Below are 20,658 nucleotides of genomic sequence, written 5' to 3' on the forward strand. Positions count from 1 at the left end.
AAATTCACGGATTTTAGATATTTTAATTCGTGAATTTTAAGCAAAAGAAAACCTAATATGAATACTAAAATTTTATTCCGCACTTTAATATTTTTCTTCTTATGCATTACAAAAATAAATGCACAGGAAGTTCTGACTATTGAAGATGCGATGAAAATAGCTTTAGAAAATAATTTTGAAATTAAAATTGCGAAGAACAATTCAAAAATAAGCGATACGAATGTCACTATCGGAAACGCTGGAATGCTGCCAACAGCAACTGCTTCAATAACCGACAATAACAGCGTGACTAATTCATCACAAACACGTCAGGACGGAACTTCGACATCTTTAAATAATGCGAAAAATAACAATTTAAATTACGGTGTAAGTTTAGGATGGACGGTTTTTGACGGAATGAAAATGTTTGCCAGATTAGACCAGTTAAAAGAATTACAAAAACTTGGCGATTCTGAATTAAAACGAACTGTATTGGTCAAAATTGGTCAGGTAAACAGCGCATATTACGACTTAGTGCAACAGCAACAGCAGCTAGCAGCATTAGATACTACAATCGTAATTTCGAAACAAAGATTAACATTGGCTCAAAACCGATTTAGCATTGGAAAAGCTTCAAAACTGGAAGTTTTAAATGCTCAGGTTGATTTAAACTCTGATCAGGTCGCATTATTGAGACAAAAAGAATCTTATGCAAATGCTAAAATTTTACTGAATCAATATTTAGCTCGTGATCCAAAAGTAAATTTTACGGTAACCAATCAGGTTTCTGTAGATAGCAAATTGGTTTTAGTTGATTTAATGGATTTAGCACAAAAACAAAATCCGGCTTTAGAATCACAAATAATAAATAAACGAATTGCCGAACTGCAATTGAAACAAGTAAAAGCTGACCGATATCCTATAGTAAATTTAACTTCAGGATATAATTTTACAGAAAGTCAGTCAAGTTTAGGTTTTACAAGCTCGGCTTCGTCAAAAGGTTTTAATTACGGTTTTAATGCTTCAATAAATGTATTTGACGGATTGAATCAACATCGAAATGAAAAAGTAGCAAAACTGCAAATTGAGAATTCTCAGATCGCAATAGAGCAGCAAAACATGATTTTGAATACGCAATTAAGCACTGCTTTTCAAACTTACCTAACTAACCTGGAATTAATTAATCTTGAAGAAGACAACGTAACGATCGCAAAACAAAATTTAGATATTACATTAGATAAATTCAGAATTGGAACTATAACAACACTTGATTTCAGAACGGCTCAATTGAACTACGTAAATGCAAAAGTGCGTTACAGTAACGCTCAATATGAGGCAAAATTATCTGAAATTGCTTTAAAAGAATTGGCAGGAAATATTAATTTTTAAAGTAAATTTGTTTAAAAACTTACTTTAATGATTTCATACAATACCAAAGATTGGTTTACATTTATTTTCCACTTTCATAAATCTGATACGGTTAGAAAACTTTTCCCTATCATGATTGCTATAGCAATTTACTCTGCTCTTGTTGGTTATCTTGAAATTTACTATTTTAAGATTGGGAAAAATGATTATATCCATAATATTCCAATTATGCATGGAATGTTGGGTTTTGTTATTTCGTTATTATTAGTTTTTAGAACCAATACAGCTTACGATCGCTGGTGGGAAGGACGAAAATTATGGGGAGGTCTCGTTAATAATAGCCGTAATCTGGCTATTAAACTTTCGGCAATGCTGAAAGATGAAAACGATCGAAAATTCTTCAGAAAAATCATTCCCACTTATGCTAATATTCTACACAAACATTTGCATGATTCTGAAACCAGCAGGCAACTTTTTGACGATGTAGATTTAGAAATTGACCATCACAAACACAAGCCCAATCAGGTTAAAAGAATGATGTATCATAAGATTAATGATCTTTACGATGCAAAAAAAATCACGGGGGAACAGCTTATTATTCTAAACGATGAACTGCAAGCTTTTACAGACATTTGTGGTGCATGCGAAAGAATCAAAAATACACCTATTCCCTACTCTTACAGCGCTTTTATAAAAAAATTCATCTTCTTTTACACCATGACACTTCCTTTTGGATATTCTGTAAGTTTAGGATATCTAGTTGCTCCTGTAGTTGTTTTTATTTTTTACGTACTGGCAAGTTTAGAGCTTATTGCTGAAGAAATTGAGGACCCGTTTGGAGAAGATGAAAATGATCTGCCAACAAAAAAAATAGCCGAAAACATTAAAAAACATGTTGAAGAACTGATTTAATAAAACGTTAAATCTAAGATTCTTATACTTATTTTGATTAAATTTAAAGTCTTTACTTAAAACTTAATCGCAATGCATAATCAACGTGTTTTAATTCATCCGCCTCATTTATCAAATGAAAAATCGCTAAAAACACTTGTAGAAAACAGGAGTGTTTATACCTTGAATCATTGCGAATTAAACATCTTTGAAACCTACGAATCATCTGAATTAGTTCCGCTAAAATTTAACGATTTTGTCGTAACCAGTATGCTAAGAGGTAAAAAAGTAATGCATCTTTTTGACGAACCGGGTTTTGATTATCTGCCTGGAGAAACCGTTGTGATTCCGTCGAATGTTGAAATGAAAATTGATTTTCCGGAAGCTTCAAGAGAAAATCCGACTCAATGCCTCGCACTAGCAATTGATAAATCTAAAATAACAGATACTTTAAATTTCTTAAACGAACGTTATCCAAAAGAAGGTACCGATTCCTATTGGCAGCTCAATTATCAGAATTATTTTTTTTACAATAATGTAGATCTTGCTACAACTATAAGTAAGCTTATTAAAGAATGCATGAGCACTTCGATAACCAAAGATGCTTTAGCAGACTTGACATTACAAGAATTGTTAATCCGTATCATCCAGACACAAACCATAAAATCAATTGATGAAGGGATTTATATTCAAGCCAATAATCCAATTTTTGAAGTGACCGAATTTATCAAACTCAATTTAAAAGAAAATATAAATCTCAAAAGTCTGAGCGATAAAGCCTGCATGAGTACAGCTTCATTTTACCGTTTTTTTAAACGAGAATTAGGCATGAGTCCGATTGAGTATGTTTTGAATGAAAAAATAAAATACGCAAAAAAACTACTTAGAAACCCGGGAATACAAATTAATGAGGTTTGTTATTTATCCGGATTTGAAGACGCAAATTACTTCATCAGACTATTTAAAAAACACGAAGGTATTACTCCGAAGCAATATCAGTTGTTGCATGTGAACTGAGTTTTTTTTTTAAAAGATGCAAAGGCTCAGAGATGGAAGAGACAAAGGTTTTTGCTTTGAGAACGCATATTTTTGTCTTTTAAAGAATCCTAAAAATAGATTAAAATCCGTTGCTTCTAAATCTAAAACATCATATAAAAAAAAGACGCACTGCTGTACGTCTCTACAAAAACCTTTGTTCCTAATACACCATTGCAACTTTGAACCTTTTTCCTCATTCTATAAACCTAACCGGTTCTAAATCTTTTTCTTCTTCCTCAGTAAAAATTCTATATTCTATCTGGAAAGTCTTTTTTAGTGGAGTTTCTAGTGAAAAACCTCCAACACCAAAAGCATCAATTACAGTTAAAGTAAAATGTGCGTGTTTCCAATATTCAAATAAATCCTTATCAACCCAAAATTCGGTATCTTCAATTGTACCAATACAAACATCACCCATTCGCTGATAATATCCTCCTTTTTCAAAACATTGCGGCTGCGTTCCTTCACAACATCCTCCGGCTTGATAAAACATTAAATCGCCGTGTTTTTCCTTTAGAATATTTATTAATTCTATAGCTTTTTCCGTTGCATCAATTCTCTTTATCATGACGTTCATTTTAAATTAAACTTAAAAAAAAAGGTAAGTCAGAAACTTACCTTTTCAAACCAACATACTAATCTAATCAAAAGAAACCCAACTTCTTTTTATCATAAGAAATTAGCATATTTTTCGTCTGACGATATTGACCTAACATCATTTTATGATTTTCGCGACCAATTCCTGATTGTTTGTAACCTCCAAAAGGCGCGCCCGCAGGATAAGAATGATATTGATTGATCCAGACACGACCTGACTGAATTGCTCTTGGCACCTGATAAATTTCGTGTGCATCACGAGTCCAGACACCGGCCCCCAAACCGTACATTGTGTCATTCGCAATTTCAATAGCTTCTTCAGTCGTTTTAAAAGTCGTAACTGCGAGAACAGGTCCAAAGATTTCTTCTTGGAAAATTCTCATTTTATTATGTCCTTTAAACAAAGTAGGCTTAATATAGTAACCTCCTTCAAGATCTCCTCCAAGATGATTTTCATCTCCTCCTGTCAATAATTCGGCACCTTCTTCTTTTCCTAATTTAATATAAGACATGATTTTTTCTTTCTGAACTAATGATGTTTGTGCACCAATCATCGTCGATCTATCCAGAGGATTTCCTTTTATAATCGCTTCAGTTCTTTCGATCACTCTTGCAATAAACTTGTCGTAAATATCTTCATGAATTAACAATCTTGACGGACAGGTACAAATTTCTCCCTGATTCAAGGCAAATAAAACTGCTCCTTCAATCGCTTTATCAAAGAAATCATCATCATGATCTGCTACTGACGGAAAGAAAATATTAGGAGATTTTCCTCCAAGTTCAAGCGTAACCGGAATAATATTTTCAGTCGCATATTGCATAACCAAACGCCCGGTTGTAGTAGAACCAGTAAAAGCAGCTTTAGCAACTTTTTTGTTTGTTACTAAAGGACGTCCAAGTTCAGCACCAAAACCGTTTACTATATTCAGAACTCCTTTTGGAAGAATATCTCCAATTAGTTCCATCAATACTAAAATAGAAATTGGTGTACTTTCGGCTGGTTTTAAAACAATTGTATTTCCTGCTGCTAATGCCGGAGCAATTTTCCAGACAGCCATTAGAATCGGAAAATTCCAAGGAATAATTTGCGCTACAACTCCCAAAGGTTCGCTTAAAGCAATTGAAACTGTTTGAGAATCCAACTCTGCAATCGAACTTTCTTCGGCACGAATAACTCCTGCAAAATATCTAAAATGATCGATCGCCAGCGGAATATCTGCTGCAAGTGTTTCTCTAATTGGTTTTCCGTTGTCTATAGTCTCAACTGTAGCAATATATTCGAGATTATCTTCTATTTTTTGTGCAATCTTATTTAGTAAAATACTTCTTTCAGTAACTGATGTTTTTCCCCAAGTTTTGAATGCCTCATAAGCTGAATCAACAGCAAGCTCCAAATCTTCTTTTCCTGAATGTGCTGCTTTGGTAAAAACTTTTCCGTCAATTGGAGAAATAACATCAAAATATTCTCCCTTTATTGGCGCTGTAAATTTTCCGTTAATATAATTATCATATTTTGCCTTAAATTCAGGTCTTTGTGCAATAGTACTCATAATAATATCTTTTTGATTCATTTCAAATTTACCTTCATAATTTGATTCAGAATAGCACTTTTCATTCATCTAATAGCACAAAAATTACATATTCATTTTTATAACTAACTTTTAATATTTAATTATTAAAAAATTAGCATTAAAAAAACAAACTATTCAATACGAGATGCTTTTACTTAAATTAAATGCACTCTAAAAAAACCAAATAAATTGTTTCTTACTACAACACGCAATCCTTATATTTGTATCCTTATACAAGAATAAAAAAGTTAACATGAAAATATCTTACAACTGGTTAAAACAATTTATTAAAACAGACTGGACATCTGAGCAAACTTCAGAATTACTAACAGATTTGGGTCTTGAAGTAGAAGTTGTCGAAAAATACCAGTCGATAAAAGGCGGTTTAGAAGGAGTTGTTGTAGGACACGTACTTACTTGCGAAAAACATCCCGATGCTGACCGATTAAAAGTTACAACTGTAAATATTGGGTTAGAAGCTCCTATACAAATTGTTTGTGGCGCTGCTAACGTTGCTGCAGGACAAAAAGTTCCCGTAGCCACTATTGGAACCATTTTGTATGATAAAGAAGGTGTAGAATTTACTATTAAAAAAGGAAAAATTCGTGGAATGGAAAGCCACGGAATGATTTGTGCCGAAGATGAATTAGGTCTAGGTACTGGTCACGACGGAATCATGGTTCTGGATGAGAAATTAGTACCGGGAACTCGTGCTTCAGAAGTTTTTCAAGTTGTTAATGATGAAGTATTCGAAATTGGATTAACTCCAAATCGTGCTGATGCTATGAGTCATCTTGGAACTGCTCGTGATTTAAGAGCAGGAATGTTACAACGTGGTGTAAATGTCGAATTGATTACACCATCTGTGAGCAACTTTAGAGTTGACATGCGTACTTTAAAAATTGACGTAAATGTTGAAGAGCCTCTTCTAGCGCCAAGATATTGTGGTGTTACTATTTCTGGAATTTCTGTTCAGGAATCTCCTGCATGGCTGCAAGATCGTTTAAAAGCTATTGGATTAACTCCTAAAAATAACATTGTCGATGTTACTAATTATGTTTTACATGAATTAGGACAGCCGCTTCATGCATTTGACGCTGCAAAAGTCAATGGGAAAATAATTGTAAAAACACTTCCTGAAGGAACAAAATTTGTCACTCTTGATGATGTTGAAAGAACATTACATAAAGAAGATTTGATGATTTGCGACGAAAAAGGTCCGCTTTGTATTGCAGGAGTTTTTGGAGGAAAAAAATCCGGTGTAACAGAAGGTACAACGACTATATTCCTGGAAAGTGCTTATTTTGATGCTGTAAGCGTTCGTAAAACAGCTAAAAGACACCAATTAAACACTGATGCTTCTTTTAGATTTGAAAGAGGAATTGACCCTACAATCACTGAATATGCTCTAAAACGTGCTGCACTTTTAATTTTAGAAGTAGCGGGCGGAAAAATAACTTCTGATGTTGTAGAGGTATATCCTAAAAAAGTGGAAGATTTTTCAGTTTTACTGAACTTCAGCCACGTTTCAAAAATTATTGGACAGGAAATTCCAAAAGATACCATCAAAAAAATATTGGTTTCTTTAGACATAAAAGTAAACAGCGTTTCTGATTCTGGATTAGGATTAACTATTCCTGCTTATCGTGTTGATGTACAACGTGAAATTGATGTAATCGAAGAGATTTTGAGAGTTTATGGATACAATAACATTAATTTTTCTAAAAAATTCAATGCAACTGTTTCTAACTCACCAAGAACGGAAGATTATAAAGTACAAAATGTAATTGCCTCTCAGCTAAACTCGCAAGGTTTTCATGAAATGATGGCAAATTCTTTAACAACAGCTGCTTACGCTAAATTGTCGACTGTTTTAAAAGAAGAGCATAATGTAACGATATTGAATCCGTTGAGTAGTGATTTATCTACAATGCGCCAATCTTTGTTGTTTTCTGGTTTAGAAGCAATCTCATATAACATCAACAGAAAAAATTCAGATTTAAAATTATTTGAATACGGTAAATCATATCACAAATATCTTAACGGATACGAAGAGCACAAACACCTAACTTTATTATTATCTGGAAACAGAAATAAAGAAAGCTGGACAAACCCACAAAAAACAACTGATTTCTTTTTATTAAAAGGATATGTAAAAGGTATTTTGGCGCGTTTAGGAATTGATAAGATTTCGAATGCACCGGTTCAATCAGATATTTTCTCAGAAGGAACTGCAATTACTTACAACAATGATGTTTTAGTAGAAATGGGAGTTGTAAAAAAATCAATTCTAAAAACTTTTGGTATCAAGCAAGATGTTTACTTTGCTGATTTTAACTGGGACTTGGTTCTAAAAATCATTACAGGAAAAATTAAGTACAGTGAGATTCCAAAATATCCTGAAGTTCGTAGAGATTTAGCTTTATTGATTGACAAAGAAACTACTTATGAAAGTATTTTTAATCTTGCGAAGCAAACTGAAAAATCACTTTTAAAAGACATTAACTTATTTGATGTTTATGAAGGCGAAAAACTTCCTGAAGGCAAAAAATCGTATGCATTGAGCTTCACTATTCAAGACAATACAAAAACGCTTACAGATGCTCAAATTGATAAAATCATGTCGAAACTGCAACAAACTTTTGAGACTGAACTTGGAGCAACTTTAAGATAAAAATTGTTTTCAAATTATAGTAAAAATCCCAATTCTAAAAATTATAGAATTGGGATTTTTTTTTATTCCTCTTTTTCACTTTTAATAAGTCAAAGCAGCAAAAATTGGATACTCTTTGATTTTTTCTCTTCCGTTCAGGAAAGTTAGTTCCATTAGAAAATTACACTGTACAATTTCACCACCTAATTTCTCTACCAACTCACAAACTGCTTTAGCGGTTCCTCCTGTTGCTAAAACATCATCATGAACCAAAACCTTCTCTCCCTTCTTTATCGCGTCGATATGCATCTCTAAACTGTCCGTGCCATATTCTAACGCATAGGAAGCCGAAATTTTATCGTATGGCAATTTATTTGGCTTCCTTACCGGAACAAAACCTGCATTTAATTCTTGTGCCAATAAGATACCGAAGAAAAAACCACGGCTCTCTGCTCCTACCACTTTATCTATTTTTTGTCCTTTTAAAGAATTTATTAAAATTGAAAGGCATTCTTTCCTTGCAATTGGATCATTTAGCAACGGAGTGATATCTTTAAACAAAATTTCTTTTTTAGGAAAACCCTGAATATCACGTATATAATTTTCAATCTTCATTTTTTTTAAATTTTATGTTATTTTATGCTTGTATATCTCACATTTCTTTCTATCTTTGCACCCGCAATAAGCAGTCAACGAAGTTACAAAAAAATAGCTAATTGACAACAAAACGGCCTCGTGGCGCAACTGAATAGCGCACTTGATTACGGCTCAAGAGGTTACTGGTTTGAATCCAGTCGAGGTCACAAAATTAAAATCCCATTTCTAACGAAATGGGATTTTTTTTTGTCTTTTTCTAACTATTTACAAGTTTTAACATATAAAATGGAACGGTTTGGAAATCCTGCTTACTTCAAATCAACAGTTACCTTTTCGATCTTACCTGTAAACTCAAACGGCATTTTGTAAGTCCAGTCAACTGGAGACCCACCATCTTTTCCTATATCCAATCCTTCTACAATGGAGAATTGTACAGGTACTGTTTTTTCCAGTCGTCCTTCGGCTATTTTTTTTCCATTGGCGCTCATTATTATTTTACCTCCTTTTCCAAGTCCTCCTCCATCATAAACAAAATCGACTACAATTTTTGTTTTTCCTTTTGGTAAAGATTCTTTAGCGTTAAAATATATACGATCCAAAGCCAAATAATTATATACAAAAACAGGTTTCCCCTCTTTTAAATACAATCCATAACCTCCTTGCATTCCTCCATGAGTTATTACTATTCCGCTTGTATTAGAATCTAATAATTCAACTTCAGCTATAATTGTCCATGATTTATTAAGCATTGGAGGCGCAGCTGCATCTGGTAATCCGTTTACACCGGGGTAATAAGTCATCGATTTACGTTTACCAATAAGACTTGGTCTTCCCATAAGTTCTGCATTCATTCTTGGATTAGAGCCTCGCCAATCCAGAGGTAGCACATTATATTTAGAAGCTTCTATCCACCATAAATCTTGCATTTGACGAAGCTTTTCAGGATTTTGTTTTGCTATATCATTAGCTTGTGTAAAATCTTCGTCAATATTATAAAGTTCCCATTTCTGTTTATCAGGATTAAATTCTCCGCGTTCTGCCTGCCATGGAGGGAATGATATAGCAGAAGCCATCCAACCATTGCTATATATTCCTCTATTTACACCCAATTCAAAATATTGAGTAGTATGACGTTCCTTTGCTTTAGCATCATTAAAGGTATAAGCAAAACTGATTCCTTCAATCGGCTTTTGTTGAATTCCATTAAGCTCAGTAGGAGGAGTAATTCCAACCATTTCATAAATCGTTGGTGCAATATCAATTATATGTGTAAACTGATTTCTTAATCCACCCTTATCTTTAATTTTTGCAGGCCAATCGATAATCATTGGATTACGAGTTCCTCCAAAATGACTCGCTACTTGCTTTGTCCATTGAAAAGGTGTATTCATTGCCCATGCCCAAGCCGATGTGAAATGGTTAAAATATTTAGGACCACCTAATTCATCAATTGCTTTTAGGTTATCCTGCCATTTTTCAGGATGTCCGTTAAAAAACAACATTTCATTTACAGATCCTTCAATACCACCTTCCGCACTTGCTCCATTATCTCCTGCGATGTATATAGTTATCGTATTGTCTGCATCTGGAAGTTTACTAATAGCTGAAGTAATTCGTCCCATTTGATCATCTGCAAAGGAACCATATGCTGCAAAAACTTCCATCATATGAGAGTAAAGACGCTTTTGATCGGCATTAAGTGATTCCCATGCTGGAAGGCTTTCCGGTCTTGGAGTCAGTTTTGCATTTGCCGGAATTACTCCTAGTTTTTTTTGACGCTCAAATGCTTGTTCTCTATATAAATCCCATCCCATATCAAACTTTCCTTTGAATTTTTCAATCCATTCTTTAGGAGCATGATGGGGAGCATGAGTCGCACCAGGCGCAACATATAAAAAGAAAGGCTTATCAGGCGCTATACTTTTGGTTTTCTGCATCCATGAAATTGCCTTATCTGTAAGATCAGTTGTCATATAATAATTAGGATCTGTCGATGCTGGAACAAGATTTCGATTTTCATACAAAACCGGATTCCAGTGGTTCATATCACCTCCGTTGAATCCATAGAAATAATCAAAACCTAGTCCGTTAGCCCAATGGTCAAAAGGACCAACATCACTTGTTTCCCAAGTAGGTGTATTATGGTTTTTTCCTATCCATGCAGTTGCATATCCATTTTGACGTAATACTTCTCCAACTGTACCACAACTTTTTGGAAGTATACAGGTATACCCTTCGTATCCTGTGGCAAGTTCAGTAATTCCTGCAAATGCTGCCGAATGATGATTACGACCTGTAAGCAATGATGCTCGTGTCGGGCTACATAAAGCCGTTGTATGAAAACGATTATACCGTAATCCTTCAGCCGCAAGCTTATCCATTGTTGGAGATGGTACTCCTCCTCCAAACGTACTAAACTGTCCAAAACCTGCATCATCTATTAAGATTATCACAATGTTAGGAGCTCCTTTTGGTGCTTTTGTAGGTTGTGGAAACTGTGCAGGATCTGAATCCAGATAAGTTCTGCCAACATGTCCATTAAAATGGAAATCAGGTTGTGGTAGTATCTCTGGAGTTCCTGTCTTTTCTTTTTCTTGTGCTGAGACGACATGTACTGAAAAGATCCCTAATAACAAAAGAATCAATTTAATTGAGTTAAAATTATTCATATTTTAAATTTTATGATTTATAAATAAAATCTTATCTTTTAAAATTATTGCTTTTATTTTACCTGACTCAATTATCAATCAGAAGTGTGTTCCATATTACAACTTGCAACATGATTAATTAAAAACATATTTCTATTTATTTAACTTACCCACATTTAAGGTAAAACAAAAGAACAAGTAGAAACTACCATTATAAGTCCAAGAGGTGGAAATACCCATTTATGTCATCACTATAATTATGATATGAAATTCTATAAAATATTTAATTAATTTCATTTCTTAATTGAGCTAAATTCGCATTACTAACAATTATATTATCAAATAAAAAGCTACTCTGAAAAATACATCCCAGAAGACTGGATAAATTAAATTTAACGCTTTTAACATTTTACCCTCACTATATATACAAACTACAGCTTACGAGTAATTTTTAAAATAATCCTACCAATTAATCTGAAAATAAGCCAATTTCTTTAATTCCTGCATAAAATGGTTTGCAAATTATTCAGTAAGGGTCACGCAGCCAAAAGGCGCCAATTGAAGACAATTGGCGCCTTTTTTTTTATTTATACCCAATTAATAAGTAACTTTTACTCGTTTTGCTTTTTTTAAACCTTAGTAGATAAAGAAGCAACCTATAAAAAAATATGTCTTTTCGTGAAAAATTAGTTAAATTTAAAATGCAGTATTTGATAACTTAACAAGATTTGAATACAAAGAATAGAACTGAAATTATGTTTTATTTTTCCTCTAAATTGTTTTCAACTACTATTCAAAGGCTAATAATGCTATCTCATTTGGAAAATGTTTAATCATCTCATCATCCGTTCTCATTTTACGATTATTAATTGTTACTCGACTTGGGCAAAAAATTGATTTAATCCTATTCAAGATTATTATTTTTCTAGAGTGGCGCGAAACGGAAATTTTTCTTTTGTACCGATTTAGTTTTGCGCCACTCTAGAAAAATACTTTAATTGCAAGCTCTTAATTTTTTTGTCAGGAATTTATCTTTCCCAGCGCTAAAAAATTGAGAGCTTGCTACCGCTTTTGGAGTTTATTTGAAAATATTTTATCAGTTTTATATTTTTTTGGTGATAAAACATTTGATTCATTAACTTTAACAGTTACTTGCTTAAGAGAAGAAGCGGACGTAATATTAAATTCATACTTATCTGTTTCTTTATTTAAAAAGTATTCGATTTTTGCAATAATATAGGGATTGGAATCACCTTTCTCGCCCTGTTCATTAGGCAAACTTTTTGAAAATGATCGTATCTGATTACCGGCTTTTATCTGAACCGTGGCAAACTCAGGAGTTGTACCTTCATAATAATTAACTCCAATCGTATAAGTTCCAATTGCAATTGAATCGCAACTTACATAATAATGTTCTTGACCGAAGGATGTCACAATATCAACATCTAGAGAACCAGAACTACCAAAAGGGTTGTCATAATATACATGAGTGCCATTGGGTTCAAAAACATGTAAATCCACATCAGGTGCAGATCCCCATGCTAAAGTTACTGTTATCAAACCCTGTTTTGCTTCTTTGTTAGGTAATTCTATTTTTTGAACCGCATTTTTTATGTTATTAATAATTTGTGGACCAGAAATATTACCATTAAGATAAGTTTTATCAAAGTTGTGATTAGTCCATTCGTATGAATTATTATTGGTAGTATTGGCTGGAAGCGATCCTGAAACTATATTTATTATACGGTCATTTGTTAGTGTCGTGTAGTCACCATTCCCTGCAACAAAACCAGATGGTGTTGCGACAGCAACAATTTTAAAGCTTTTCGAATTCAATATGCCTGATGCCCTATTTGCATAAAAATTTCCTTGTGAGTGTGAAACCACTATAACTGGCTTTCCTTCTTTTAGATCAGAGCTATATCTCTGGATATGACGTTGGAGATCACTGTCAACAACATATTCCTTTTCATCATATTTTCTTGCTGTTTCTTTCATCCAATCTTGGAACCATTGTGGAGCAATGTCTACACTGGAAAACCATGTAAATAACTTAGAATAATCATCCACATTTTTTTGACGAGCAACTTGTAATAATTGGCTCACTTGACCTTCTTTCTTATTGTAAGAAAGACCATACTGAATTTTCAAATCCGCAGGTAATTGATTTATTAGTTTTCCCTGTAAAGCTATAGTAGACATCGCAGCTTCTAAAAAAGTGTTGTTCATACCGTTTCCAAAGTATATATTGATATCTTTATCATTACACTGATTTGATTGAGCTTCTATTGTTGTAACTAAAAATAATAAACAAACTACAGTGCATGAAAATTTCGAGAAAGATTTCATAATTATAATATTTTAGGTTAAAAGCAACTATCTTTGAAATTATCTATTCCGTTAGAAAGAAAAGTTTCTCCAGATAGATTTTCATTAGCCTTCATATATGCTGCGAATCGTAGTTCTGTATTAGCCGATAGAGCTTCGATATTTTCAACTACTTTAGACGCATTTGTTGAGTTTAAATAGTATAAACATTCCAAATTCAATGACATTTGTTGAGCAGCATTAATAGCACTATTCTTATCCTGGGAATTTAAAATCATAATTTGAATATTATTTGCAAGATTAATTAGTACTTTTCTTTCATCTTCTTTATTGAAGTTCATGTAGATATACCTCTGTACGTCATCCCGAAGGCCATCTTTGTCGCTATCTATTCCTTCAAGCGTAGCTTTACCAGCCACTCCTGGATCGGGTGGAAGATTATCTTGAATATCCGTATTATTATCTTTATCTGAACAACAAGACAAAGTGAACAATATTAAAAATGCACTAAGTAAAAGACGAAACCTTCTTGAGGTTTTTTTTAAAGAATCATGGGTGATTTTTGATTTTTTCATAATTATGTTCATTTTAAGTTTTACTGTTGATTGCTTCTTGTAGCGAAATTAGAGAGTTGTTACCTATTGTAACACATTTTTCATCCAAGTGAACAAAATCAAAGTTTCTTGCATTTATTTCTGGTGCAGCTCTATTAAAATCAGAACAGATGAAGGTATTACTTTGATTTTGTAAATAGTAGATAATTCAAAATTTGTAGCAGGTATAGCTATCTTTTGAAAAGCTGAGACTTGGGGAAATGCTGTCTCGATGTGCAACAGCAAGAAAAAAAATAAAATTATCTTTTTCATGTCTGCAGTTTTTTGCGTTCAAAAATTATTTATTCTGTGCATTCAAGCGCTTTGGTTGCTGTCTCAGTGTGAACGTTGCATTACCAATGTATCTAAATAAAAAAACAGATCAATTTACAATTATTCTCAAAATGAAATGAACTATTAATTAGATAGTAATTTTCAATTCAGATGAATAAATCAACATATTATGATCTTTAAAAATCGGCAGTTAAAAATCGCATGAAAAAAGATAGCTTGTCCAAAATATAACAATTTGATGCGGCTTAAAATATCAATCAGGCAGTTACCTTTTTATGTATAGACTTAGAGCTGTCTTTTTGTAGTATTACATTAAAGGATTAGATATTTTTTACGGTGGATACTTTAAATTGATAATTTTATACATTTCAAAAGTAGCACTTTTAAAAATACTAAAAGCACGTATAAATACCTGTTTTACAAATAGTTAAACAACTCAACTCTGGAATACAGAAATAAACCAATTTTTAACTCCAGTCGAACAACAATCAATTAGTATAGACTTAATACTTTTTCCAACCCAAAAAGCTAAGACTAATGTTAAAAAATTTTTGCTATTTATGAAATTCTTGCTACAAAATTTAAGGAAGACTTATTTAACCAAATAAATTATCATTTTGTTAAAAAATTTCGAAAATCAAATAGATTTATTTTAAAATCCCAGACAATAATTGATTGAGCCAAACAAAGACAATACTCCCCTAACTTAAAACATTCTTTTCAAATCCTCAATATTTTTTTGTAGAATTGTATATCCGTTTATTGACATAAACCAATTTAGTTTTTACATTTTTTTTACATCAATCCCTAACAGGACATCTAAACCAAACTTGTAAAGCCAATGAAAGACAGACCTTACAAATAGTAAGCCAATATCTTCAAATCTTCCATAAAATGATGCGGAATTTGTCCGTTTGGGGTCACAAAATTAAAATCCCATTTCTAACGAAATGGGATTTTTTTTGCCTTTTTCTTAAGGGATCAGCGATCAAAACGAAAAAATACAATGATATTGTCTGAGTGCGATTTGACACCTTCCTTTTTTTTATTATTTTACTATAGCTCATTGCTTTTGTACTGTTGAAACTATATTAGCAAAAGGAATATCAGATAGTACTACTCATTTTAAAGTGTAATTCATAATTTTGCAAAATATTTTTTTTCGCTGGTATTTATTTTAGAGGTTTCTTTTCGAAGTTTTTTAAATATTAATATGTACCAATTTCAACTTTACTTTTAATTATTTTTTTATAATAATTACTGATGATTTTTAAAAACAGTCATTAAAAATTTTCTACCCATGAATTTAGATAATTGGCCTAAACATATTCATAAATATCTTTTTCTATTAAAAGATGATTTCTTTCAATTGCCTTATTTGTACAATTCTCCCGAGAAAATGCTAGAAGGCCTTACGCATTTACCAATAGCAAAGCATAACATTATAAAGCAGTTTTTCTCCATAAACAGCTCTTTTTATAAATCAAAAACATACTATAAACAAATTGATGAAGGTTTTTGGATTTTGGTAACCTCCATGAACATCAAGGAAAATATAGTAGCCATTTCTAATTATGATCAACACAATGTAAATGACTATTATTTTCTTAATCTGTCGATATTTCGACACGAATTTTTTGTAAAAGATTCGAAGGTTACTCTAGCAAATACTACCTGGTCTTTTAATAAGCCTAATACCGAAGTGCCTAATTATTTCTATAACAAAACCAATGGAAAGATCATTAGTTTTGCTTTTAAAAAAGACTGGTTTAAGAAAAAAATATCTTCAAAAACAATTAAACAAAAAAAAGCAATTCTTCAGCTTTTAAACAATAAAAGGGGCTTTTACAGATGGACAGACATTACTCCTAACAGCAATGATCTGGCTGCAGAGTTATCAGAAACTATAAAAAATAATATCAATTTTGATCTTGCTTGTTTAAAGAAAAAAAGCATGAAGTTAATTGTTACTTTTTTTGAAAATTCTTTCGAAGATAACCGTATTTTAGAAAACATTTCATTGAGCAATTCTGATTATAGTAAGGTCGCCAGAGCCGAAAAAATTATTTCAACTAATTTACATCTAGCTTTTGTTGGAATTGATTTTATTGCCAAAGAAGTTAATTGCTCTCCAACAAAATTAAAGACTATTTTTAAAATTGTCTATGGTTTTTCAATGTTAAAATACCATAAAGAAAAAAACATGTTGCTTGCAAAGCAATTAATTACAAATCCTGAAATCAGCATACAGGAAATTGCAAATATAACCGGATACGATTCTCCCAGCAGATTTGCTTCCTCCTACAAAAAACGATTTGGTGAGCTGCCTTCAGAAGCTCGTTAACGCCTCTCTTCTATTTTTTTTACTCATTTTTTTTTGAAAATTGATCTGCTAATTAAATTAAAATATTTTAGCATTTTAACAATACACAACTCATTACAAACGTATTACAAGTTTAAATTCACAATATATTGTGGCTTTTTTTTTATTAATACCACAATTATGTACCGCTGTTAAAATATGTCCTAATTGACCATTTGACAGTTTTATATTCATTTAATTTTGCATCCCATTTAATAACAAAACAAGCACAAAATATACATATGACTTGCCAATCGAAACTAAACCTATGACCATGTTTGAAGACGATGAAAATCCACTGTTTATTTTTGGCAGATAATACAACTTACAAAAAAATAAAAAAACTTTATCAATCTATAATCGCTGAACAAAAATAATAAGTACTGATTGCAGAACAATAAAAACTCTAAAAGCAAACTTTATTGTTTTTAAACTTTTTCAACCCTTATTAAACTAAGTATCCGATATAAAAAAATCTATTTTTCTTATCATAAGATTTCATATCTCTTGGTAATAAAAACGGATAAATTGCCTTTTTTGCCCCACAGAAAAGCCTAAATTTTAATAAACAAAGAGGAGTCATATCTGGCTCTTCTTTGCTTTATTAATGACTTACAAAGGGGTTCTGTAGCAGCTGTTTTATTAAAACATAATTAAAATTGTCGAATTACTATTTTAGAAAACCTACGTTTGTTATAAACTCTAACAGCACTTATGTTTGAGCCGCTTTTATCAATATTTATGCTATCTGGCTTGCAATTATTTGCAATTACCCTTATTAAAAATGGCTGAGCATACATTCTCTGTTTTTGTCTAATCGACAGGAAATCAACTGTATTTCCATACTTATCAAATGAGCTAAATTTATGTACTGTATTAAATCACCATCCAATATATTATTTCAAATTATCATTAAAGAAACTTTTTAACTTATCAAAAGGAATCACATCTACTTTGTCATACAAATCGACGTGAACAGCATTTGGGATAATTATTAATTCTTTTGGTTCATTTGCTAATTTAAAAATGTCTTCACTAAAATATCTTGAATGTGCATTTTCTCCTGCGATTAAAAGAATTGGCCTTGGCGAAATTTCTTTTACATAAGTTAGTATTGGCATATTCATAAAGGAGATAGGGTTAGTTATCAGCCAAGCCCCGTTTGAGTTCACAGAATTAACTTGAAAACCACGCGGCGTTCTGTAATAATCAAAATATTCTTTTACAAATTGTGGTTCATCACCTTTCAATTTTTCAGGTAAATTTCTAGGGCCATCTGCTGCTTTTCCGTTTTCGACATCTTTCCAACGCTGTTCACCTAAAGCCTCCAATGTTTTGGTTCTTTGTTCCAGAGTTACAGAATCATTATAGTCTTTCGACATTACTAAAGCCACTCAAAGCCGCGCACTACCAATTGTGCGCAAGTCTCTTTTAAATCCTCCATAAAATAATGCGTAATTTATCCCGTAGCGCTCGCAAGCTAAAAATGCCCGTGGAAAGATCAATAACTTAATGCAACATTTATTATATTAGTACTATAACTTCAACAACCTTAGAAATATGTGTTCTATAAAACGAAAATTATTTACAGCGGCAATTTTACTGAGTTCATTTTATGTGATGGCTCAAAAGACAATCCTCATCAACAATGTTCAAATTTTTAATGGTAAGGATGAAAAAACAACTAATGGAAATCTTTTGATTGTTAATAATCTGATTAGCAAAATTTCTACATCCCCAATACCAACTGATAAAAGCGGAAATACTATTATTATTGATGGTAAAGGAAAATTTTTGATGCCTGGGCTTATTGATGCACACACACATATCATGATGGAATCGATGAGCATTACAGAGCTAATGAACAGCGATATAGAATACATTACCGCAAGCGCTATAAAATCTGCAGAGAAAGATCTTATGCAGGGCTTTACAACTTTTAGAGATCTTGCCGGTCCTGCGGTTGGTTTACAAAAAGCGATAGACAGAGGTTTAATAATTGGTCCACGTATTTATCCTTCAGGCGCCATGATTTCTCAAACCGGTGGGCATGGAGATTTCCTTAGTCCAAATGCTGTTCCAAGAGATATCGCAGCAAGCCTTGATTTTACCGAACGTAATAATTTTGGTGTGATAGCTGATGGCGCAGATCAAGTATTGAAACGCGTACGAGAGCAGCTTCGCCTTGGTGCCACACAAATAAAACTAGCTGCCGGTGGTGGTGTTTCTTCAACTTACGACCCTCTGGATGTCTCTCAATTTACAGAAGCAGAAATGAAAGCAGCTGTCGATGCCGCAGAAAATTGGGGTACCTATGTCACTGTTCACGCCTATACACCTAGAGCCATACAAACTGCATTGCGTGCAGGAGTGCTTTGTATAGATCATGCTCAACTTATTGATGACGCAACAGCAAAAATGCTAGCCGATAAAAAGGCATGGCTAAGCCTGCAGCCTTTTATAGACGAAGGTAAAAGTCTTTATGCCGAAGGTTCACCAAATCGTATCAAACAACAAGCTATGATGAGCGGTACCGATAAAGCCTATAATTTTGCAAAAAAGTACAACATTAAAACTGCATTTGGAACAGATTGTCTCTTTGAACCTGAGCATTCGGCAAAAAGAGCAGGAGATCTTGTAAAGTTATTGCGCTGGTACAAACCTTACGAAATATTAAAAATGGCTACTTCTACCAATGCAGAATTACTTGCCATGAGCGGCCCACGTAATCCCTACCCCAACAAATTAGGTGTTATAGAAGAAGGTGCTTATGCCGACGTTATATTAGTAGACGGAAATCCTATTGAAAATTTGAATATACTAGAAGACTATAACAAAACATTATTGTTGATTGTGAAAAATGGAATCGTTTATAAAAATATACTTGACAAATAGCAGATAAATAAAGTTTAACCGCAAAGTTCGCTAAGATTTTTTATCTGCATATGTTTAAAAACACAAAGTTCGCAAAGCTAAAATCAATACAAAGCTTTGCGAACTTTGCTTTTGTATAAAATCCAATATGTATAAAAATCTTAGCGAACTTTGCGGTTAAATCATTAGTCAATACAAAGTTTCAAGAAGAGATATTTTATTCGGTTACAGAAACAAGCTGATGCGTTTTTTTGATTTTCTCAACTCCTCTTTCTCTTATTAGTTCTAATGCATCGAGCATTTTAATTAAATAAATATAAGGCGTCGTTAGGTCAGAGTAAGGATCTCCGGCACGGGGAGACAATGAAAGCTCCAAAATTTGACATAGAAATGATTCAAATTCTTCCAGCGTTTTTTCATCAAATGCTTTTTGAAATACAATAAAAGGATTCTCGTATTCTTCCTTTGTCAGGGAAGAAAGCTGAAATACAGTTTCAGAGCACAAAGACGCTGTAACTTTCCATTTTTTGCTTTTCTCCTGCAGGCAGTAACACACTTTAAGAAAAGTATTTATAGCAGTATAAAAAACAAAAGCATTAGAAGGATTGTTCGCTTCGTAGACTTTTTTCTTATAGCTGCACATTACCGCTTCGGTTAAATTCTGTTTATAATAATCCAGATCTGCAAAGGCAAAAAAGGCATCGATTACCTTAAATGGATTTCCTGCTACACATCCTGGCCAAAAGCTCGTTTCGAAGGATATTTTATTCTTTTTCATAGTCAATAGATTTAAAATTCTCAAGCGAAATTCCACTCTTTCAAAAGGATAATCTATTCGAAAAGCAGCTATAATATTCTGACA

Annotated in this window: 15 protein-coding genes and 1 tRNA gene; 7 read left to right on the forward strand and 9 right to left on the reverse strand. The window is 32.7% G+C overall.

The genetic code is table 11. The annotated features are described in order from the left end of the window. Positions 1-57: 57 nt before the first annotated feature. The 3 genes from ACHRVZ_RS01235 to ACHRVZ_RS01245 all read left to right on the forward strand — a co-directional run bounded on the left by ACHRVZ_RS01235 (position 58) and on the right by ACHRVZ_RS01245 (position 3,255). Entirely contained in the window at positions 58-1,368 is a 1,311-nt protein-coding gene (locus tag ACHRVZ_RS01235; protein WP_395420239.1) for a TolC family protein, read from the forward strand. A 27-nt stretch (positions 1,369-1,395) separates the two neighbouring features. Further along, positions 1,396-2,259 carry a bestrophin family protein gene (locus ACHRVZ_RS01240; protein ID WP_395420241.1) on the forward strand — a complete coding sequence of 288 codons (864 nt, stop codon included), beginning with the start codon at positions 1,396-1,398 and terminating at the stop codon, positions 2,257-2,259. 72 nt (positions 2,260-2,331) lie between these two features. Further along, positions 2,332-3,255 (forward strand): AraC family transcriptional regulator N-terminal domain-containing protein, encoded by a 924-nt coding sequence (locus ACHRVZ_RS01245; RefSeq protein ID WP_395420243.1) that lies wholly within the window; start codon positions 2,332-2,334, stop codon positions 3,253-3,255. Between the two features lie 214 nt (positions 3,256-3,469). Here the strand turns inward: ACHRVZ_RS01245 and ACHRVZ_RS01250 are convergent, their stop codons facing one another. Both ACHRVZ_RS01250 and ACHRVZ_RS01255 read right to left on the reverse strand, forming a co-directional pair. Continuing rightward, on the reverse strand, positions 3,470-3,844 hold the full coding sequence (locus tag ACHRVZ_RS01250; RefSeq protein WP_395420245.1) for a DUF779 domain-containing protein: 375 nt from the start codon (positions 3,842-3,844) through the stop codon (positions 3,470-3,472). Positions 3,845-3,920: 76 nt separating this feature from the next. Continuing rightward, positions 3,921-5,426 (reverse strand): aldehyde dehydrogenase family protein, encoded by a 1,506-nt coding sequence (locus ACHRVZ_RS01255; protein WP_395420247.1) that lies wholly within the window; start codon positions 5,424-5,426, stop codon positions 3,921-3,923. A 274-nt stretch (positions 5,427-5,700) separates the two neighbouring features. On the opposite strand from ACHRVZ_RS01255, the gene pheT reads away from it, so the two are divergent. After that, a complete protein-coding gene (pheT, locus tag ACHRVZ_RS01260) occupies positions 5,701-8,121 on the forward strand; it encodes a phenylalanine--tRNA ligase subunit beta (RefSeq protein ID WP_395420248.1) in 2,421 nt (806 codons plus the stop codon). A gap of 81 nt (positions 8,122-8,202) precedes the next feature. Here pheT and ACHRVZ_RS01265 read toward each other — a convergent pair whose 3' ends face one another. Beyond that, on the reverse strand, positions 8,203-8,715 hold the full coding sequence (locus ACHRVZ_RS01265; RefSeq protein WP_395420249.1) for an adenine phosphoribosyltransferase: 513 nt from the start codon (positions 8,713-8,715) through the stop codon (positions 8,203-8,205). 114 nt (positions 8,716-8,829) lie between these two features. Here ACHRVZ_RS01265 and ACHRVZ_RS01270 point away from each other — a divergent pair. After that, positions 8,830-8,903: transfer RNA gene (locus ACHRVZ_RS01270), tRNA-Arg, on the forward strand. Between the two features lie 102 nt (positions 8,904-9,005). Here ACHRVZ_RS01270 and ACHRVZ_RS01275 read toward each other — a convergent pair. From ACHRVZ_RS01275 to ACHRVZ_RS01290, 4 genes are all read right to left on the reverse strand, one after another. Next, entirely contained in the window at positions 9,006-11,366 is a 2,361-nt protein-coding gene (locus tag ACHRVZ_RS01275; protein WP_395420251.1) for an arylsulfatase, read from the reverse strand. A 1,041-nt stretch (positions 11,367-12,407) separates the two neighbouring features. After that, a complete protein-coding gene (locus tag ACHRVZ_RS01280) occupies positions 12,408-13,694 on the reverse strand; it encodes a YfaP family protein (RefSeq protein ID WP_395420252.1) in 1,287 nt (428 codons plus the stop codon). 17 nt (positions 13,695-13,711) lie between these two features. Then, entirely contained in the window at positions 13,712-14,248 is a 537-nt protein-coding gene (locus ACHRVZ_RS01285; RefSeq protein ID WP_395420253.1) for a hypothetical protein, read from the reverse strand. A gap of 114 nt (positions 14,249-14,362) precedes the next feature. Then, positions 14,363-14,539: a hypothetical protein gene (locus tag ACHRVZ_RS01290; protein ID WP_395420254.1), complete on the reverse strand. Its 177-nt coding sequence runs from the start codon at positions 14,537-14,539 to the stop codon at positions 14,363-14,365. A gap of 1,321 nt (positions 14,540-15,860) precedes the next feature. On the opposite strand from ACHRVZ_RS01290, the gene ACHRVZ_RS01295 reads away from it, so the two are divergent. Further along, positions 15,861-16,904, forward strand: coding sequence for a helix-turn-helix domain-containing protein (locus tag ACHRVZ_RS01295; protein ID WP_395420255.1), 1,044 nt, complete (start codon positions 15,861-15,863; stop codon positions 16,902-16,904). A 914-nt stretch (positions 16,905-17,818) separates the two neighbouring features. On the opposite strand, the gene ACHRVZ_RS01300 is transcribed toward ACHRVZ_RS01295, so the two are convergent. Then, on the reverse strand, positions 17,819-18,304 hold the full coding sequence (locus tag ACHRVZ_RS01300) for an alpha/beta hydrolase (RefSeq protein ID WP_395420256.1): 486 nt from the start codon (positions 18,302-18,304) through the stop codon (positions 17,819-17,821). Between the two features lie 415 nt (positions 18,305-18,719). Here ACHRVZ_RS01300 and ACHRVZ_RS01305 point away from each other — a divergent pair, with 415 nt between their 5' ends. After that, positions 18,720-19,817 (forward strand): amidohydrolase family protein, encoded by a 1,098-nt coding sequence (locus tag ACHRVZ_RS01305; RefSeq protein WP_395420257.1) that lies wholly within the window; start codon positions 18,720-18,722, stop codon positions 19,815-19,817. Between the two features lie 196 nt (positions 19,818-20,013). On the opposite strand, the gene ACHRVZ_RS01310 is transcribed toward ACHRVZ_RS01305, so the two are convergent. Further along, entirely contained in the window at positions 20,014-20,574 is a 561-nt protein-coding gene (locus ACHRVZ_RS01310) for a hypothetical protein (protein WP_395420258.1), read from the reverse strand. Positions 20,575-20,658: the final 84 nt, after the last annotated feature.

Source organism: Flavobacterium sp. FlaQc-57, assembly GCF_044007395.1.
In the GTDB taxonomy this organism is placed as follows: domain Bacteria; phylum Bacteroidota; class Bacteroidia; order Flavobacteriales; family Flavobacteriaceae; genus Flavobacterium.